General features: G+C 40.9%; 15 protein-coding genes. 11 read left to right on the top strand and 4 right to left on the bottom strand.

Features of this window, described 5'->3' with window-relative positions; translation table 11 throughout:
• The first annotated feature begins 3 nt into the window (after positions 1 to 3).
• The 10 genes from msrA (at position 4) to PCY70_RS09645 (ending at position 11,576) form a co-directional block, all read left to right on the top strand.
• Entirely contained in the window at positions 4 to 513 is a 510-nt protein-coding gene (gene msrA / locus PCY70_RS09690) for a peptide-methionine (S)-S-oxide reductase MsrA (RefSeq protein ID WP_305767200.1), read from the top strand.
• A gap of 110 nt (positions 514 to 623) precedes the next feature.
• Positions 624 to 2,243 carry a family 10 glycosylhydrolase gene (locus PCY70_RS09685; protein ID WP_305767199.1) on the top strand — a complete coding sequence of 540 codons (1,620 nt, stop codon included), beginning with the start codon at positions 624 to 626 and terminating at the stop codon, positions 2,241 to 2,243.
• Positions 2,244 to 2,360: 117 nt separating this feature from the next.
• A complete protein-coding gene (locus PCY70_RS09680) occupies positions 2,361 to 3,227 on the top strand; it encodes a hypothetical protein (protein ID WP_305767198.1) in 867 nt (288 codons plus the stop codon).
• Positions 3,228 to 3,446: 219 nt separating this feature from the next.
• Positions 3,447 to 5,102, top strand: coding sequence for an NAD(P)/FAD-dependent oxidoreductase (locus PCY70_RS09675; RefSeq protein WP_305767197.1), 1,656 nt, complete (start codon positions 3,447 to 3,449; stop codon positions 5,100 to 5,102).
• A 13-nt stretch (positions 5,103 to 5,115) separates the two neighbouring features.
• Positions 5,116 to 6,357, top strand: coding sequence for an NAD(P)/FAD-dependent oxidoreductase (locus PCY70_RS09670; protein WP_029488064.1), 1,242 nt, complete (start codon positions 5,116 to 5,118; stop codon positions 6,355 to 6,357).
• Between the two features lie 21 nt (positions 6,358 to 6,378).
• A complete protein-coding gene (locus PCY70_RS09665; protein ID WP_305767196.1) occupies positions 6,379 to 6,735 on the top strand; it encodes a DUF1667 domain-containing protein in 357 nt (118 codons plus the stop codon).
• Positions 6,736 to 6,750: 15 nt separating this feature from the next.
• Positions 6,751 to 8,250 (top strand): FGGY family carbohydrate kinase, encoded by a 1,500-nt coding sequence (locus PCY70_RS09660; protein WP_010167371.1) that lies wholly within the window; start codon positions 6,751 to 6,753, stop codon positions 8,248 to 8,250.
• A 29-nt stretch (positions 8,251 to 8,279) separates the two neighbouring features.
• A complete protein-coding gene (locus tag PCY70_RS09655) occupies positions 8,280 to 9,692 on the top strand; it encodes an FAD-binding oxidoreductase (RefSeq protein ID WP_029488063.1) in 1,413 nt (470 codons plus the stop codon).
• Entirely contained in the window at positions 9,689 to 10,771 is a 1,083-nt protein-coding gene (locus PCY70_RS09650; protein WP_305767195.1) for a hypothetical protein, read from the top strand. The genes PCY70_RS09655 and PCY70_RS09650 overlap by 4 nt, the downstream gene beginning before the upstream one ends.
• A 37-nt stretch (positions 10,772 to 10,808) precedes the next feature.
• A complete protein-coding gene (locus tag PCY70_RS09645) occupies positions 10,809 to 11,576 on the top strand; it encodes a DeoR/GlpR family DNA-binding transcription regulator (RefSeq protein ID WP_029488062.1) in 768 nt (255 codons plus the stop codon).
• A gap of 51 nt (positions 11,577 to 11,627) precedes the next feature.
• Here the strand turns inward: PCY70_RS09645 and PCY70_RS09640 are convergent, their stop codons facing one another.
• Positions 11,628 to 12,917 carry a glycoside hydrolase family 125 protein gene (locus tag PCY70_RS09640; RefSeq protein WP_029488061.1) on the bottom strand — a complete coding sequence of 430 codons (1,290 nt, stop codon included), beginning with the start codon at positions 12,915 to 12,917 and terminating at the stop codon, positions 11,628 to 11,630.
• A 253-nt stretch (positions 12,918 to 13,170) separates the two neighbouring features.
• On the opposite strand from PCY70_RS09640, the gene PCY70_RS09635 reads away from it, so the two are divergent.
• Positions 13,171 to 14,181, top strand: a complete 1,011-nt coding sequence (locus PCY70_RS09635; RefSeq protein ID WP_305767194.1) for a LacI family DNA-binding transcriptional regulator — start codon at positions 13,171 to 13,173, stop codon at positions 14,179 to 14,181.
• Positions 14,182 to 14,247: 66 nt separating this feature from the next.
• On the opposite strand, the gene PCY70_RS09630 is transcribed toward PCY70_RS09635, so the two are convergent.
• The 3 genes from PCY70_RS09630 to PCY70_RS09620 form a co-directional block, all read right to left on the bottom strand.
• Positions 14,248 to 15,195, bottom strand: a complete 948-nt coding sequence (locus PCY70_RS09630) for a TDT family transporter (RefSeq protein WP_010167365.1) — start codon at positions 15,193 to 15,195, stop codon at positions 14,248 to 14,250.
• 69 nt (positions 15,196 to 15,264) lie between these two features.
• Positions 15,265 to 16,500 carry an NAD(P)/FAD-dependent oxidoreductase gene (locus tag PCY70_RS09625; RefSeq protein WP_305767193.1) on the bottom strand — a complete coding sequence of 412 codons (1,236 nt, stop codon included), beginning with the start codon at positions 16,498 to 16,500 and terminating at the stop codon, positions 15,265 to 15,267.
• Positions 16,497 to 16,907, bottom strand: a complete 411-nt coding sequence (locus PCY70_RS09620) for a 4Fe-4S dicluster domain-containing protein (protein WP_305767192.1) — start codon at positions 16,905 to 16,907, stop codon at positions 16,497 to 16,499. Before PCY70_RS09620 ends, PCY70_RS09625 begins: the two co-directional genes overlap by 4 nt.
• Between the last annotated feature and the right edge of the window lie 8 nt (positions 16,908 to 16,915).

Here is a 16,915-nt window from a genome sequence, read left to right as displayed (position 1 = left end):
ATTATGAAAAAAATTTATCTCGCTGGAGGCTGCTTTTGGGGACTCGAAAAATTTCTAAACTTTATTGACGGTGTAACAGCAACTACCGTGGGATTCGCCAATGGTAACGTTGAATCTCCAACATATAAAGAAGTTTGTACAGACGCGACTGGGTTTGTCGAAGCGGTAGAAGTAGAGTATGATCCAGATAAAATCGATCTCGAATTTTTGCTACAAACTTTCTTTGCCGCAATAGACCCAACCAGCCTTAATAAACAGGGCAACGACGAGGGAACGCAATATAGAACAGGGGTATACTATGTCGATCCAGCCGATGAGCCAGTCGTTGCAGCTGCCTTAGCAGAATTACAAGACAAGTACGCTACCCCAGTGGTAGTCGAAAACTTGCCCCTACAAAATTATTATTTGGCAGAAGAATATCACCAAAAATATCTTGAAAAAAATCCTGGTGGACATTGCCATATAAGTCCGCAACTACTCGAGCTTGCAAAAAATGCTAAATTTGCTAAATGATAGAATGTAGCGCATAATTCTCTAACCGATCAATTAGGGAATTATTTTTTTGATCGGTGACATAACAGTTTTAATACAACATAATGAATAGAGCAGAAAGGAACTTTTCTATGAACAAAAAATTTATAGCTTGGATTTTAGGCGGGTCTATAGTGACGGCCGCAGTGATATTGCTGTTGGTACCCAAAGAGCTGCCCAGTATGAAATTTATTCCGAACAAAAATTCGCTCAACAAGAAGAATCCGATAACGCCATTGCGTCCACAGAACGAAGAGGTAAGAGCCGTGTGGATTTCCAGTATTTGGGGATTAGATTTTCCGTATAATTCTATAAATCGAAATAACCCCGCAGCGCAACAAGCTGAGTTTATCTCATATTTAGATGAGCTTCAAGAAATTGGATTTAACACTGTTATGGTTCAGGTTCGCCCCAGCGCTGACGCATTATACAAATCTGCGATAAACCCATGGGCAGCAATACTTACGGGTACCCAAGGGCAAGATCCCGGATATGACCCGCTTGCGTTTATGATAGATCAGACACATAAGCGGGGTATGAAACTTCATGCCTGGATTAATCCGTATCGCGTCACTACCGCAGGCAAGGGGATAGACACTTTGGTCGCAACGCATCCCGCAAGATTAAATCCCGATATGTTGATCACTCACAAAAATGCGTTATACTACAACCCAGAACTCGATGAAGTAAAATCGCATATCGAAGAAACTGTAAAAGAAATTGTAACAAATTATTCTGTCGATGGCATTCACATGGACGATTACTTTTACCCCGCTTGGTATCCATTACCTGCAGGTGAAGATGGCAACGGCAAAACTGCAACTACCCGACGCAACCATGTAAACGATATGGTTAAACGCATTCACACTGCAATCAAACAGATCAAGCCGAATGTCGAGTTTGGAATCAGCCCCATTGGGATTTGGAAAGACTCTATTACAGATATTACAGGATCCGAAACCTCTGCAGGCTGGAATTCGTATTACGCCGTATATGCAGACACAAGAGCCTGGATCCAAAACGAATGGATTGATTATGTAGTTCCTCAAATTTATTGGGAAATAGACAATCCCGTCGCTAGCTACGAAGTGCTAGTTAAGTGGTGGGCTGAGGAGGTCAAAAATACCAATGTTGATTTGTATATTGGGCAAGGGATATACAAAGATGCCGTGGCGGAGGAGATCACCACCCAAATTCTTCTCAATGATCTATACCCAGAAATCAAAGGAAGCGTATTCTTTGCGATCAGCGATATCATTAGAAAAAATACTGGCAATGTACGAGGGCAACTAGAAGCGCTCTTTGGCACTGACGACCCCAATAAGCCTCTAAATTTGTTTATTGATACAGCAAAAATAGTGCCTTCTGCAGAACCATACTTGCTTAATGGCACCATGCTTGTACCTCTCCAAGACGTTGCCGGTGCGCTCAAGCTCTCCATAATATTTGATTCGGATACGCAACTAACAATTACGCAAGGAAAAACTAAAGCTCAGCTAGAAATCGGTAAAAATATAGCGTTCGTCAATGGAGTTTTACAGCAATTAGCCGCTCCGGTCGAGAAGGTTAACGATACCATAATGGTTCCCGTATATTTCTTGAGAGACTATTTACATGCAACTGTAACGTGGGCACCAAACACTCTCACTATTAGTCTAAACCACGACACACTCGCAAAGAAAACCGCTCCAATTTCTATCATAACTCAGTAAATCTTTATAGCAGCAGTGGCTTTTAAATCCTCCGCTGTTGCTACTATCAAATTGGCACACTTTTTGGTCTAGAGAATATCATTTAATATGTAGACTATTAAAAGGAGTGACTCGCATATGAGATTGAACAAAAAAATCGCCGTACCCTTTGTTGCTGGTTCCATTCTTTCCACCGGAATAGCAGTATACTCTAATACTAAAGCCCCAGATACTGGAATTATTCCGCCCAGTCAAACTGTCGTCGCATCAACAGCAATCGAAACGCTAATGTTTATTATAGAAGAAATTAACATAATTTTAACTCAGCTCGAAGCTATTGATATAGAAACTGCCCACGCAGCCGTTGCTGGATATTTGAGCAATATTATTGAGCCATATGATGATATCGAAATTATTGTTACCGATATTGATTTTCAAAAAGCCTCTGCAGGAACTAAATATCATCCGACAGGTGCCGACGGGCAATATACCTATATTATCACGCTTATCGATGAGGAAACCGTTCTCACAACCAATCCTTGCGTTACACCAATTAGAGCTGCCGAATATATCGCATCGCCCGATGAGGAAATTTTAGCTTTGCTAGTAGCAGAATTTCAAAAATTGGACTTTGCCTTGGATGAGGTCACCGGTATCGCAGATGCCCTTGCACAAACCCAATTATTTGTACAGGAGTTTTTAACTGATACTGAGGGAATTTCTTCTACAGTAGAAATAGCCGATTACCTTGAAGTTGAATACGAAGCAGATTTGGATGGCTGGATTGATTTTGAAGTTGCATTTTTCTCTGGAGAAGAAGTTGCATCGGCTACTTTACATACTTTAATACCGGCTACTGTTGCGGCTTCAGCAGAAACCCAAGCAACTGCTGCTTATGCGCAACCAATATATATTGGCATTCCGTCTGGGGTTAAAAATTTTACACTAACTTTTAATTTGGAAAATGGCCAGTCTCAAGAAGTCGTTTTTATAATCAACGACTAATCACCGTTGGTAGTTGAGGGCACGCAATCGGCTTCTCGACTACCAAAATTATATACAAACAATATGGCATCAATTTATTGACAATGTACAAATTTATGTTTCAAAATATAAAAACTCAACGTTTGACTTGACATTACCAAAACATATTAATATAATGTTGATATAACATGAATATAAAGTAAACATAAAGTAAACATAAAGTTGAGAGGTTGTGATTAAGTGACCATAGATTTTTTACCCAAAAGTGTTTCTTATACATTAGAAGATGATACGCTACACTTAACTGGAACTTTAGGTAGCTGGCAAGAAATGATAGACTTATGCCACAAGGCCGCTAAACTTCCTGCAGTTAAAAATGTTCTAAGCCATATTAAAACTCCCGAAGATGTATGCAAAGAGTCTGTCGATACTGCTCCTTATATAGCAAAAGGCGTTGCCAAAAGTGTCGACGTGCTTATAGTTGGTGCAGGTGTGACAGGCTGTGCTGCTGCTAGAGAACTCAGCAAATACGACATTTCTATTCTTGTTGTCGAGAAAGCTTCTGACATTTCCGAAGGCACCACCAAAGCCAACAACGGCATGATTCATTCGGGATACGACACTAAACCAAATAGCCTAAAAGCAAAGTTTGGAGTTAAGGGAAATGCGCTCTATAGCAAGTGGGCCGCAGAATTAGATTTCCATTTTAATCGCACCGGTTCGTTTGTTTGTGGCTTCAATGCCGATGATATGCAAGTAATAGAAGAGTTGTTTCAAAACGGCGTAACAAATGGCGTGCCAGGCATTGAAATTATTAGTGGCGAACGTGCTAGAGAAATTGAGCCAAATTTGAGTGACGAAATTATTGGAGCGCTTTGGACTCCCACTGCTGGTTACGTTGAGCCATATGAGGTGACCCTGGCTCTTGCCGAGAATGCTATCGAAAATAACGCACAGTTTTGGCTGAATACCGAGGTTTTTGACATCTTAACAGAAGATGATATTTTGTCTGCAGTTACAAATGAAGGGATTATCGAAGCTCGAGTGATAATCAATTGTGCCGGACTTTATGCAGATGAAGTTGCTCGAATGGCAGGAGACGAGTTTTATACCATTCACCCTAGACGCGGCACCATCGCTATTCTCGACAAGGAAAATAAAGGAAAATTGCATACATTTGCTGGAAAGGCTCCAAGCAATTACACCAAAGGTGGCGGCCCTCAAGAGACTCCCGAAGGAACACTTCTTTTAGGCCCTTCTGCAAAAGAAGTTCCCGATAAAGAAGATTTGGGTGTAGACAGCGATGACTTGTATTTTATATTGAACAAAGGTTTGGAACTTACCAAAAATATTTCTGCTGATACTTTGATCACATATTTTAGTGGCAACAGAGCTGCGACGTTTAGCGAAGATTTTATTGTTGAATCTTCCAAACGCATCAAGGGGTTTATTCATGTTGCCGGCATCCAGTCTCCAGGCTTGGCATCGGCACCGGCCATTGCAGAAGAAGTGGTAAATCTCACATTAGCACAGCTTGGCAATGTAGCTCTAAATCCAGACTATAGTCCATACCACAAGTTTACAAAAGCTTTTCGAGAATGTTCGACCGAGGAGAGAGCTTCGTTAATTGCAGAAGACAGTGCGTATGGTCGAATTATTTGCAGATGCGAAAGCGTTACAGAAGCCGAAATAGTTAATGCTATACACGGCCTTGTTCCTGCCACTACTGTCGATGCTATAAAGCGCCGCACACGTGCCGGTATGGGCAGATGCCAAAGTGGATTCTGTGGTAGCAGAGTGTTAGAAATCTTGGCAAGAGAGCTAAACATTTCACCACTCGAAGTTACTTTAAAGGGTGGCGCATCCAAAATTTTGTTCGAAAAAACTAGAAGCTAGGCGGGAGGTTGCTATGAAAGAAGTAGAGTTAGTAATTATAGGAGGCGGGCCAGCTGGATTGGCTGCTGCTATTAAAGCTTATGAATTGGGACTTCGTGATATATTAATATTGGAACGCGACGTTGAGCTTGGCGGAATTTTACAGCAATGTATTCACGATGGATTTGGGTTGCATAGATTTGGGACGCAACTTAGCGGAAGTGCCTATGCGCAAAAATTTATTGATTTGGTTCATGAATATAATATTCCAGTCTATTGTAACACGATGGTACTCGAACTTACAGCAGATAAACAAATTGTTGCGGTAAGTTCAAATCACGGATTGATTCAGATTCAAGCAAAAGCTGTCGTTCTGGCCATGGGATGCCGCGAGAGAACTCGTCCACAAGTACGAATTTTGGGTACGCGTCCTGCAGGAGTTATGACCGCTGGTGCTGTTCAACGATATATAAATATGGAAGGCTACAAACCAGGTAGCAAGGCGGTAATCTTGGGTTCTGGAGATATCGGCCTGATTATGGCGAGGCGAATGACTCTGGAGGGCATAGAAGTTGAAGGAGTATATGAGGTTATGCCAAATCTTGGTGGACTTAGACGCAACAAAGCCCAGTGCTTAGATGATTATGAGATCCCCCTCCATCTTGCGACAACGGTCACTGCAGTTCATGGAAAATCACGAGTTGAAGGAGTCACTGTTGCAGCTGTTGATGAAACGCGTACTCCAATCACATCAACCGAGCGATATATACCTTGCGATCTGCTAGTATTATCTGTGGGGCTAATTCCCGAAAACGAATTGAGTCGCAATGCTGGAATAGCGCTCGATCCTATTACAAAAGGACCAATTGTAGATACTACGATGATGAGTTCTGCAGAAGGGATTTTCGTTGCGGGAAATGTCGGTGCTGTATTCGATTTAGTAGATTATGTATCGCTGACCGGTGAAGTGGCCGCCATGGGAGCTGTTAAATACTTACGTGGAGAGCGAGCTGTAATGCCGAGCTTTAAAATTATTGCAGGAGATAACGTATCATTTGTATTTCCGCAAAACTTGGTAGCTAGCGATGACCACGCAAAATTGTATTTACGGGTGCGAAAAACTATGAAGAAAGTTGATGTTCAAGTTGTGTGTGGCGATAAAATTATCGTTTCTAAGCGCGAGAGATTTGCGACACCGCCCGAAATGATAGCAGTTGATTTGCCTCCAAACGCAATAGCATCTGGCGATTTAAAAGTAAATGTAGTATCTATATAAAACCCCCGAAAGGAGCATAATATGAAAGAATACATTTGTATAGTGTGCCCGCTAAGTTGCGACTTAACCTTAACCGATACTGCCGGCGAGCTATCTGTTGCAGGAAACACATGCAAACGCGGCGAAACCTATGCTAAAAACGAATACACTAATCCAGTGCGAATGCTAACTACAACAGTTGCGATAAAAAACAGTACTCATCCGCTGTTGCCTGTCATTAGCAGTGCTGCGTTGCCAAAAAATCAGCTTCGAAAATGCCTAGACATTTTGTATAAACTAAAATTGACGGCACCTGTTAAGGAGGGCGATCTCATCGTCAAAAATATAGCAGATACAGGAGTTGATATCATCTCCGCAAAGACCGTATCCGTTTTATAGAAGGGGTTGAAAACTATGAAAAAGTATATTTTAGTGATTGATGAAGGCACCACCGGCACTCGCGCTTTAATTTTTGACAAACGTTTTGCAATCGTATCTCAAAGTTATATGGAATTTACTCAGTATACTCCTGCAGAAGACAAAGTTGAGCATGACGCGATGGAAATCTACGAAAAGACAATACAGGTGTGTAGACAGGCAATGGAAAGTGCCAGCATTCCTGCAGAGGAAATCGAGTCTATTGGCATCACCACTCAGCGTGCAACATGCGTTGTTTGGAACAAGATTACCGGGCAACCGTTTTATAATGCTATAGTTTGGCAAGATGTTAGAACCACCGAAGAATGTCAAAAAATTAACGAAACGGAATGGGGTGAAAAAGCCAGAACTCACACCGGATGGACACTTGCACCTGTGTATACATCGATGATGATGAAATGGTATATCGAAAATGTTCCTGCAATTAGCGAAGCAATAGCTCGGGGCGATGCGTTAATGGGTACGATCGACACTTGGCTGATTTGGAATTTAACCGGTCGCCAAACACATGCTATCAGCTACTCCAATGCTTCTGTAACCGGCAGCTACGACCTCATAAACGATGAATGGTATACCGAATTTTTAGATTATCTGGGCGTTCCCGTTTCTATATATCCAACAGTCGTAAACGATTCTGGAGATTATGGTTGCACATACCCAAATTTGTTTGGCATACCGATTCCTATAAACGGCGCCATTGCCGACCAGCACGCTGCTCTGTTTGCACAAGGGTGTCGCAACGCGGGGAGCGCAAAAATTACAAATGGCACGGGGTCATTTCTCGATATCAATATTGGCAGCAAATTAATTTTTTCAAACGAAGGTTTAAACACCTTGATTGCATGGAAAATAGGCGATAAAATCACTTATGCCCTCGAGGGCTACGAATCAGTTACTGGTTCTGCAGTACAATGGCTACGAGACGGTATCGAAGTTATAGAAGACGCTGCCCAGAGCGAAACGATGGCCAACAGTGTGGAAAACTCCAATGGCGTAATCTTTGTTCCAGCATTATCCGGATTATCCGCTCCGTTTCACGACTCTTCGGCCCGCGGAACATTGTTTGGCATTACCCGAGGTACTACAACAGCGCATATTGTTCGCGCTACCCTAGAAGGCATCGTCTATCGTATGAAAGATATTTTGAATGCAATCGAACTCGAATCCAAAGTTAAACTTAATCAAATTCGCATCGACGGCGGCCTTTCAAAAAATAACTTCGTTGCCCAGAGAATGGCAGACATGCTAGATGTGGAAGTATTGCGCCCGGCCTCTGTTGAAGCAACAGCGCTTGGTGCTGCACAAATGGCAGGGTTATATACAGGATTTTGGACCGAAGCGGATTTGCAAAACGCAATGGCAGTGGACAAAATATTTGTACCCGACATGTCTTCTGCAGATAGAGAAGATAGATATAAAATTTGGACCGACCGCGTCCGCCGCTGCTTAAATATGATTCAACGCAACGAAGGCTGAGAGATAAGCCCATAGAAAGGATTGTTATAATGAGAAAAGAAAATGTGCGTCCGTTTTTGGACCAAATACGAAAAGATCTACCCGATGTAACAATATTAGAACGAATGGAGGATAGGCTAGTATATGCCCATGGATGCTATCCACTAGAATATAAGTGGTTGCTGCAAGGGCCGTACCCTTATCTTCCGTCTGCAATATTAATGCCTAATAATACTGCCGAGGTTGCAGCTATTGTGACGCTCTCTGAACAATTTGAAATCGGAATTATTCCTTTTGGAGGTGGCTCTGGAATTGTTGGCGGAAGTATCGCCGAAAACGAAGAAGTTATGATTGATATAAAAAGGTTGCGTGACTTCAAAATTAACGAGATTAACGGAACGGCTCGCGGAGGTGCCGGACTGACCGGTGCCGATTTTGAGAATTTGCTAAACGAGAGAGGCTTTACTTGTGGGCAATATCCACAGTCTTTCCAAAGTGCGGTGCTCGGAGGAATGGTTTCTACTAGAGCAATAGGTACGTTTTCTACCAAATATGGAAAAATGGATGATATGATCCATGCGCTCGAAGTGGTTCTCCCTAATGGACATATATATACCAGCCACACAACTCCAAAAGCATCTACAGGCCCCGAACTCGATCAGCTGTTTTTGGGAGCTGAAGGCGTTTATGGAATCGTTACTGCGGCAGAATTAAAAATATATCCTGTTGCAGAAAAAAGATATTTCGAAGCCTTTACTTTTGCTGATACAGTTTCTGCGCTAACAGCGATTAGACTCTTTATCCAGAACAACGTCCGCCCGGCTGTTATTCGACTTTATGATGAAGAAGAAGCAATTCCGCGCATCGAAAAGTTTAATTACGAAAAGGGATATGTGATTTTAATTGTAGGATATGAGGGGCTTGCAAAACAAGTGGATTTGGAAAGAGAATTGGTTGCTGAATATTGCTTGGCACATGGAGGAATTAGCAAGGGAACCGAAGCCGGAGAGCACTGGTTTCACTCTAGATTTTCCACCAAGAAGATGCTCGACCACGATGCTATGCGCGGAGGAACTGCAGATGCCATAGAGGTTGCGGCTCCTTGGGACTGCATCGTTAATGTATGGCGAGAGATGCGCAAGGCTCTAGAACCTCTTTGTACTGGTATCGACTGTCACTTCTCTCATGTTTATCACGCAGGTGCGAGTGTTTATGTTATTTTTCATGCCGAAACAGGTGGCGACGACTTTGAGGGTGCCAAGCGATATGAGCAATGCTTGGAAGTTGCCATTTCTACCAGTCTCAAATATGGAGGAAATGTTTCGCACCACCATGGAAGCGGCAAGGCGAAGGCTAAATATCTCGTTGGTGAACACGGCGAAACTGGTATCGAAGTTATGCAGGCGATTAAGGATGCCCTTGATCCCAAAGGATTAGTTAATAAAGGAGTGCTTGGATTATGAGAAACTTTAAATTAGAAAATTATACGCAAGAACTCAATCAGCAGGTTATTCACATGGATCAGGCTGTTTGTTACTCTCCTGAGTTTAGGGCAACTCGCATGATGCATCAGTATCCATCTCGTATGCTACAAATTGCACGAGCTATTTTTAAAGATGAGATGCCGCTTTCTGATTATGCTGGAGAAATCATATTTACCAGTATTTTATCTAGGCAAGGCGAGCGATGGCAAAATTTTGGTGAGTGCCCAGAAAACTGTACCGACGTTACTATTTTGGCAAGGGCCATGCTACTCGAAAAGGGCTATAAATCTCCGGCAACAGCCGCGTTTACTGCAACTCCGCTGCCAACTTTTATACCTTGGGATCTCCCGGTAGATACAACTTCTGATACTGCAATCTTGCTAGATGCAAACACCGCTTCTGTCGCTAGTGCAGCAACCTCTTTTGCCAATTATTGTAATAAAACTGGATTGGCATTTGCCAACAAAGCAGAGACGGAGGCAATTGGATTTGATTATTTCGCATACGGACTTGTGGATCTCGGTACGATCCATCTTCAGGCGCTTGTTGATAAATATAATTCTTTGAATGTTGCAAAGGTTTTGGTACTCTCCGCACAGACGGCATATATGTTACGAACATTCGTTAAAAAAGTTGGCATCGAGCCTAATTTTGAAGTAGTATATTTGCCAGAGATAATAGATGCGATTGATCTTTCAGCCAGAACCTATGTATATGCAGGTAGCTTTAATACGCGTTACCTTATGAACTCGGAATTAATCAACAACTTAACACCTGCCGAAACAAACGTTCAGGTGCGAACCTCTCAAGAATTTATTCCACTACTCGAAGGCAATGCTCGAGCGAATAAAATTACCATGTGGCAAAAGCCAATTGCAGCAGAGTATACTTTGTATGGTACGGCACCAGCAATCGTTGAGGCAATCAAGGCTGACGCCATTCGCGATATAAAAGAGGCTAACGCCGCAGAAATTTTGGTATTTGAGCCCACTGCTTATGCTATTCTCAAAGATGCTTTTGCGGAATGCAAAGTAACCTACTATTTGGATGCTATATAATTAGATAGGCTATTGCGTTACAAAAGGAGTGATCGAAATGTTTTCTATTGCACGCAGACAAGAAATATTAGACGCACTAAAAACAAAAGGTTCGGTAAATATATTAGAGTTGGCATTACACTATGGAGTGGGCAAAGAAACTATTCGACGTGATCTCAAAGCTTTGGCACTGGATTTTAACATTTCAATTGTATATGGTGGAGCCTATTTAAAGTCGCATTCATCACCTATTGTTGAGGAAACTATTCTAAAAAAACGAGAAGCTAATATCGAGGCGAAACTCGCTATTGCAAGAGTGGCCGCAGACCTTATACAACCTGGCGACGTTATAGCATTGAATTCTGGCTCCACTATGGAGTGCATATTACATTATTTGGAAGAAAAGGCTCCACTTTCTATTGTGACAGCAAATATAAATATCGCTGCACGAGCCTCTGTGATAGCAGGAATGGAAGTGTATATTCCCGCCGGCAAAGTTAGAGGCAAATCCGGAATGGTTCTTACTCCTATTTCTCACGACTACCTCAAAAATTTTAGTGTTGATAAATGCTTTTTTGGTGTTAGTGCAATCAACTTAGATCACCAAATAACTCACCCATCCATAGAGGAGGTTGAGAATAATCGCATCTTGCTCTCCATTGCCGAACAAGTTTTTATGGTTGCCGACCATAGCAAGTTTGACAAAAAATCGTTGTATAAGTTGGCTGATATTAAAGAAATGACCGCGATCGTCACAGACAAACCTCTGCCCGAAGAATATCAAGCCTACTGCAAAACTCATGACGTACAAATTTTTATACCGTAGCAATTAGGCCTCATTGATATTTTATATCTCAAGAGGCTTTTTTGCTGCTATCTAAGATGTAATTATATTGTACCCGCCATAGCTTAGCAATAATTCGCAAAACATAGCATTGGCCCAGGAAAACCACTCTCTGGTAAATTTTTTAGGATTGTTTACATCGAAACCTTCATGCATCATATTAGTTTCTCCATCTGTCGTGGCAAGAATGCTGAGAATCTTTTTCTTATACTCTCGAGAGGGATTTGTCAACCCCTGAATTGCCAAGGATATATGCCAAATATAATTTATCGGAGTATGCGGACTACCAATGCCTTTGGCAGCAGAGCCCTTATAAAAATATGGATTCGCATCACTAAGAATCATCTTTCTCGTATTTTGATAGACTTCATCTTCATACGATCTATATCCTAAATAAGGAATCGATAGCAAGCTCGGCACATTTGCATCATCCATTAGATTGTACTGACCATAGCCATCCACTTCATATGCATAAACTTTGCCAAAGGTGTGATGGTTAATTATTCCATATGTTTCTATGCCGTTTTTGATCTGCTCTGCCAATGAAAGGGCACGCGCGCCCAGGGCATCGTTTGAAATTACTTCTGCTATCTCCGCGACGTAACCAAGGACCACAGCAGCGAACATGTTCGACGGAATGAGATAGCCATACTGACACGCGTCATCGCTAGGTCTAAATCCCGACCAGGTGAGCCCTATATTTGGTTTCACAAGAGCTCCTTTGCCATCTCGCGAGAGGGTTTCGGTAAAATAACTGTTTCTACGAATAAATGAATAAGGTGAATTTTCTTCATGATTTTGTTCTACAACCCAAGTGTCCATAATAACATTTACAGTATCTACAAACATATTATCAAAATGCGAAGTTCGCCCGGTGTTTTTCCAAAGTAGATATGCCATCTGAATAGGAAAGCACAAAGAATCGATCTCATACTTGCGCTCCCAAACCCAACCACTCATTTCAGTCTCATCTTGTGCATAGCAATTTCCGTTGTCACACTTATTAAAAGCATTGGCATATGGATCTAGCAAAATACATTTCATCTGACGTCTAATTAAACCCTCTATAGTATCTGCGATGCTCAGATCTTTTGCCGCCAAAATATAGTATGGTCGCAACTGACAAGCAGAGTCGCGCAGCCACATAGCAGGAATATCGCCCGTAATCACATAGGTTGTTCTATCAGGCAATAACGTCACAGTGGTACTTAGCGTATTGGTATAGCATTGTTTAAACATCTTAACCAACTTTGGCGCATTAGCAAAAGTTACTTCTATTTCATTTATCAAATCCACCATAGCTGGAGATAATAATTCATCCATAGAAATTCCACCTTTCATGTTTTTGGGCAAGTATAGCATGAGGAATTGCTTATGTATAGGTAATTTATGCAATTTTACACATTACAGACCGATATATTACTAAAATTATACGAAACGTTTCAAAAACATTAGTTCATAACCCTTGATTTCCCTAGTTTTTAGCAAAAAAATTAATTTAGATGTATTATATTCATCAAATTTGTCAATCATGTGTTTATATAAAATTGAACTATTTGCAGAAAGGAATGGTATTATGGCCATTACAATGAAAGATGTGGCTAGGGAAGCAGGAGTTGGTCTAGGCACTGTATCTAATTATTTATCGGGAAAGGCCAATGTATCAGAAGAGAAGAGGCAAGCAATCGATGTGGCTATCAAAGAACTAAATTACAAATTTAACAGCACGGCGCAGGCTCTTAAGACAAAAAAGTTTATGTATATTGGAGTTTTAATTTCTGCATTCACCAATCATTTTATAATGAATTTACTGTCCCTATTAGAACGAGAATTGCAGACACAAGGATATCACATGATTGTTTTAGAACATAGCACTGATGAAGCTACGTTTACGCAGCACATAACGCATTTGATCAATAGGGTAGACGGGCTAATAGCATTTACCAATCACTTGGACGTGTATACAATTATCAAGGAAAGCGCCTTGCCAACTGTAATATATTCACACACGCTATTAGACTATAAGTTTGATCACATCATCCCCAATTTGAAGTTTGATCATGTAATGCCTGACTTGCTATCAATTTCGCGAACAGCTACAGCCGCGTTGCTTAAGAAAGGTCACAGAAAAATAGCTATGTTGGCTGGCTTTAAAAATATTGATATCAGCCCAGACATTATCGGCTATAAAGAAGCATATGAACAAGCAAATTTGCCATTTGACCAGTCGCTGGTATTTGCAGCCAATGCGCCAATGACAAATCCGCAGAAAATTAAGGTTTTGCTAGCAACACATCCTGATATTACTGCATTTGTGGCCCTTTCTTATAGGCAAACCATAACCATATGGACAGAATTATCCAAACTCAATCTTTTAGATAAAATATGCATTATAGGGCATGATTGCTCTGATATTAGTGGTCTTATGCATCCTCCTATGTGCTACACTTATGCCTCTTATTCTGAGACAACCCAAGAACTTGTTAACCTTCTTCTCTCGCGCATTCGTAGTGCTACTGAGTCGGCCAACTTAGTAATAATCAAAGAAAGAATTGCCAACGAAAAAAATATTCCACCTATACAATAGAATAATGCCCTCGAAAATTAATAGGTAGTAACTCTCTATAACTCTATTAATTTCACGAGCAACTTTTTATTTTCCATGTAGTCTTCTAAAATGAGGAATAGGTATCATCATGGTAAATTTAAATAGTACAAATGCCACTATCGCTGTTGTGATATATACTTGTATGCCAAAGATTTCGTTTACTACAGCACTCAGGTCACCAAAGCCTTGCCCTGCTAAAAATCCAATCATCTTATTTGACGCAACACAGGCTATTGCCAACGGGAATGTTACCCCTGCAAAACCAGGATGAAACTCAAACGAGAAAAATTTTGGAATATTGATCAAAATATATACTAAAGTTCCCAGTAGCACAATGTACATAGTGTATATTAATATTGGCCATGGATTGGCAAAGACGTTAATTGCACTGACAATAAATAGGCTTGATGGTGCTGCTAGTATTGCTTTTGTCATAAACAACGGGCCATCGGTTATTGGATACTTTATAAGACGCACTATCATTATTGGCAAAATTATAAATGCTGGGATAAATCCATAGCATACCACGATTTTGCCTACAAGTGGCTCGTTCATCGGCCCTCCAATAACTGTTGATACCATGATTCCAGCAAGGGTTACAAACCAACTAGGTACAAAAGTATTTATATCGAACTTTTTGATAACATTTTTGTAAACAAATAATACTAGGTGGACTGTATGTAATCCTAGCCCAATTGCCCATAAACTTTTGCCGAGAATGTTTGAATACGGAAACAGATAGCTACCAATGATCATCATAAGCATCGTGAAGCCTGCATATAGACTGGACGGCACCACTTGATTATACTCATTTTTGACGGTCGAAAAATGAAAGATAATTTTGCCTACATACCCAACTATTACAAATATTCCTGCAACCATGCAGATGTGTCTAATCCAAGTATATCCCATAATATTCCATACGTTTGACAGAGTTGCAACACCAACCATAGTAGGTAGCAATGGTACTGCAATGTTTTTTAATTGTTTCATAAAATTCTCCTATTATCCTGTTTTTGCTACAGCACCCTCCGCTGTAGCAAGTCATTTGAATACTGCGTTTTAATCTAGCTTATATATAAATTCGAGATCTTTAGTTTGCTTAAAAAAGTCGGCATAATTGATTTTAAAAATTGGCTTCTTTACTTTACTTACATCGATTTTATTTGCAATCAGCTGGGTCAACACTCCTGAATAATCTAAATTGCCTTGGAGAATTGCACCTACAATTTTGCCATCTTTGTGTACAATCTTTTTGTAATTTCCCTTGCCATCTTCATCGATCAATACTTCACAATTTTCTATATTTGGAGTACCCAGTGACATCGTTGGAATATCCATAAAATTCATCGTTGATTTGCTGATGAAGAAGTGGTCTAACTCTTTGCACACGCCAAACATATTACTCGCTGCAATGATCCCTTCCTTAACTGCAACTGGCCAGATGGGGTGGAGCCCTGTTATATCTCCTGCCCCAAATATGTCTGGATGCGAAGTTTGTCCATATTTATCAATGACCAATCCAAATTTATCTACTTTTAAGCCGCTCCCAGTTAAGAAGTCAACGTTTGCCGCAGTGCCAGATGCAACCACCAATAAATCGCATAGCAAAATCTCGCCGTTGCTCAGCTGAATTTTTTTGATCTTATTTCTAGCATTTACCGTTAGACTGTCTATTTTTACATCATAAATTTGCTTAACACCCGCATCTGCAAATGCCTTCTCATATACTGAAGCTGCTCTGGCATCTAGTTGCATGGCAAGCAAGTGAGGTTTTAATTCCACCAACGTAATATTCTTCTTATTGATTTGCGGCAAAAATGCGGTTACTGCATCTATTCCCACAAGCCCGGCACCCATTATGACGATACTTTTTGCGCGCTTTGCTGCATCTATAATTGCGGCGCAATCTGATAAACTATGAAGCCCTATCGCATTGGTTGCCTCTTTTAAATGAGGAATATCGGGAAATCGTACATGCCCTCCAGCTGCAATGAGTAGCTTGTCAAACGAAAGGGTCTTATTAGATTTTGTTGCGATCACCTTAGCTTGAGCATCTAGCTTTATCACTTCTTCTCCCTTAAGCCATGTAATTTGATGCTCTTCTATAAATCGAGGTGCCACAAATCTTAGTTGTTCCAGACTTCTGTGTTTTGCAATATAATGGTGCAAAATACATCGTGAATAAATAGCGTCATCTTTGGATATAAGAACAATCTCTGCCTTTGGATCTAATTCCCTCAAGCGTTTTGCACCATTAATTCCTGCTGCCGACGCGCCAATAACTACATATCTCATCCAAACACCTCCTGTAGCGTAATTGCTTGCATAGGACACTTTTCTACACACATTGGTCCATTTACACGATGTGTACACATATCACATTTCATTATTTCTTGATGCGTGATGTCATCACTTTTTAAAACTCCGTATGGACACGCCATAATACACATGTAGCAACTAGCGCAATGATCTTTTTCGTATTCCACAAATTTGGTTACATTATCTTTATGCATAGCACCGGTCATGCAGGTATATACGCATTCGGGTTCTGTACAGTGTCTACAAAAAATCGGAGAGTATGTTTGATTGGTATCAATTACAACACGATTGCGCGCATCGAGGCTGTCGTGGCTTATAATACAAGCAGTAACGCAGGTTAAACATCCGATACATTTTGAACGGTCTATTTTAATTCTTCGCATTTTCGTTT

The sequence above is a fragment of the Candidatus Epulonipiscium viviparus genome (assembly GCF_030708075.1).
In the GTDB taxonomy this organism is placed as follows: domain Bacteria; phylum Bacillota; class Clostridia; order Lachnospirales; family Cellulosilyticaceae; genus Epulonipiscioides; species Epulonipiscioides viviparus.
The sequence above is the reverse complement of the archived record's forward strand: the minus strand, read 5'-3'. Positions and strand labels throughout refer to the sequence as shown.

What these genes read in the sequence shown, in the direction of transcription:
- msrA (WP_305767200.1), top strand. Translation starts at nt 4, where the DNA reads ATGAAAAAAATTTATCTCGCTGGAGGCTGCTTTTGGGGACTCGAAAAA.
- PCY70_RS09685 (WP_305767199.1), top strand. Translation starts at nt 624, where the DNA reads ATGAACAAAAAATTTATAGCTTGGATTTTAGGCGGGTCTATAGTGACG.
- PCY70_RS09680 (WP_305767198.1), top strand. Translation starts at nt 2,361, where the DNA reads ATGAGATTGAACAAAAAAATCGCCGTACCCTTTGTTGCTGGTTCCATT.
- PCY70_RS09670 (WP_029488064.1), top strand. Translation starts at nt 5,116, where the DNA reads ATGAAAGAAGTAGAGTTAGTAATTATAGGAGGCGGGCCAGCTGGATTG.
- PCY70_RS09665 (WP_305767196.1), top strand. Translation starts at nt 6,379, where the DNA reads ATGAAAGAATACATTTGTATAGTGTGCCCGCTAAGTTGCGACTTAACC.
- PCY70_RS09660 (WP_010167371.1), top strand. Translation starts at nt 6,751, where the DNA reads ATGAAAAAGTATATTTTAGTGATTGATGAAGGCACCACCGGCACTCGC.
- PCY70_RS09655 (WP_029488063.1), top strand. Translation starts at nt 8,280, where the DNA reads ATGAGAAAAGAAAATGTGCGTCCGTTTTTGGACCAAATACGAAAAGAT.
- PCY70_RS09650 (WP_305767195.1), top strand. Translation starts at nt 9,689, where the DNA reads ATGAGAAACTTTAAATTAGAAAATTATACGCAAGAACTCAATCAGCAG.
- PCY70_RS09645 (WP_029488062.1), top strand. Translation starts at nt 10,809, where the DNA reads ATGTTTTCTATTGCACGCAGACAAGAAATATTAGACGCACTAAAAACA.
- PCY70_RS09640 (WP_029488061.1), bottom strand. Translation starts at nt 12,917, where the DNA reads ATGGATGAATTATTATCTCCAGCTATGGTGGATTTGATAAATGAAATA.
- PCY70_RS09635 (WP_305767194.1), top strand. Translation starts at nt 13,171, where the DNA reads ATGGCCATTACAATGAAAGATGTGGCTAGGGAAGCAGGAGTTGGTCTA.
- PCY70_RS09630 (WP_010167365.1), bottom strand. Translation starts at nt 15,195, where the DNA reads ATGAAACAATTAAAAAACATTGCAGTACCATTGCTACCTACTATGGTT.
- PCY70_RS09625 (WP_305767193.1), bottom strand. Translation starts at nt 16,500, where the DNA reads ATGAGATATGTAGTTATTGGCGCGTCGGCAGCAGGAATTAATGGTGCA.
- PCY70_RS09620 (WP_305767192.1), bottom strand. Translation starts at nt 16,907, where the DNA reads ATGCGAAGAATTAAAATAGACCGTTCAAAATGTATCGGATGTTTAACC.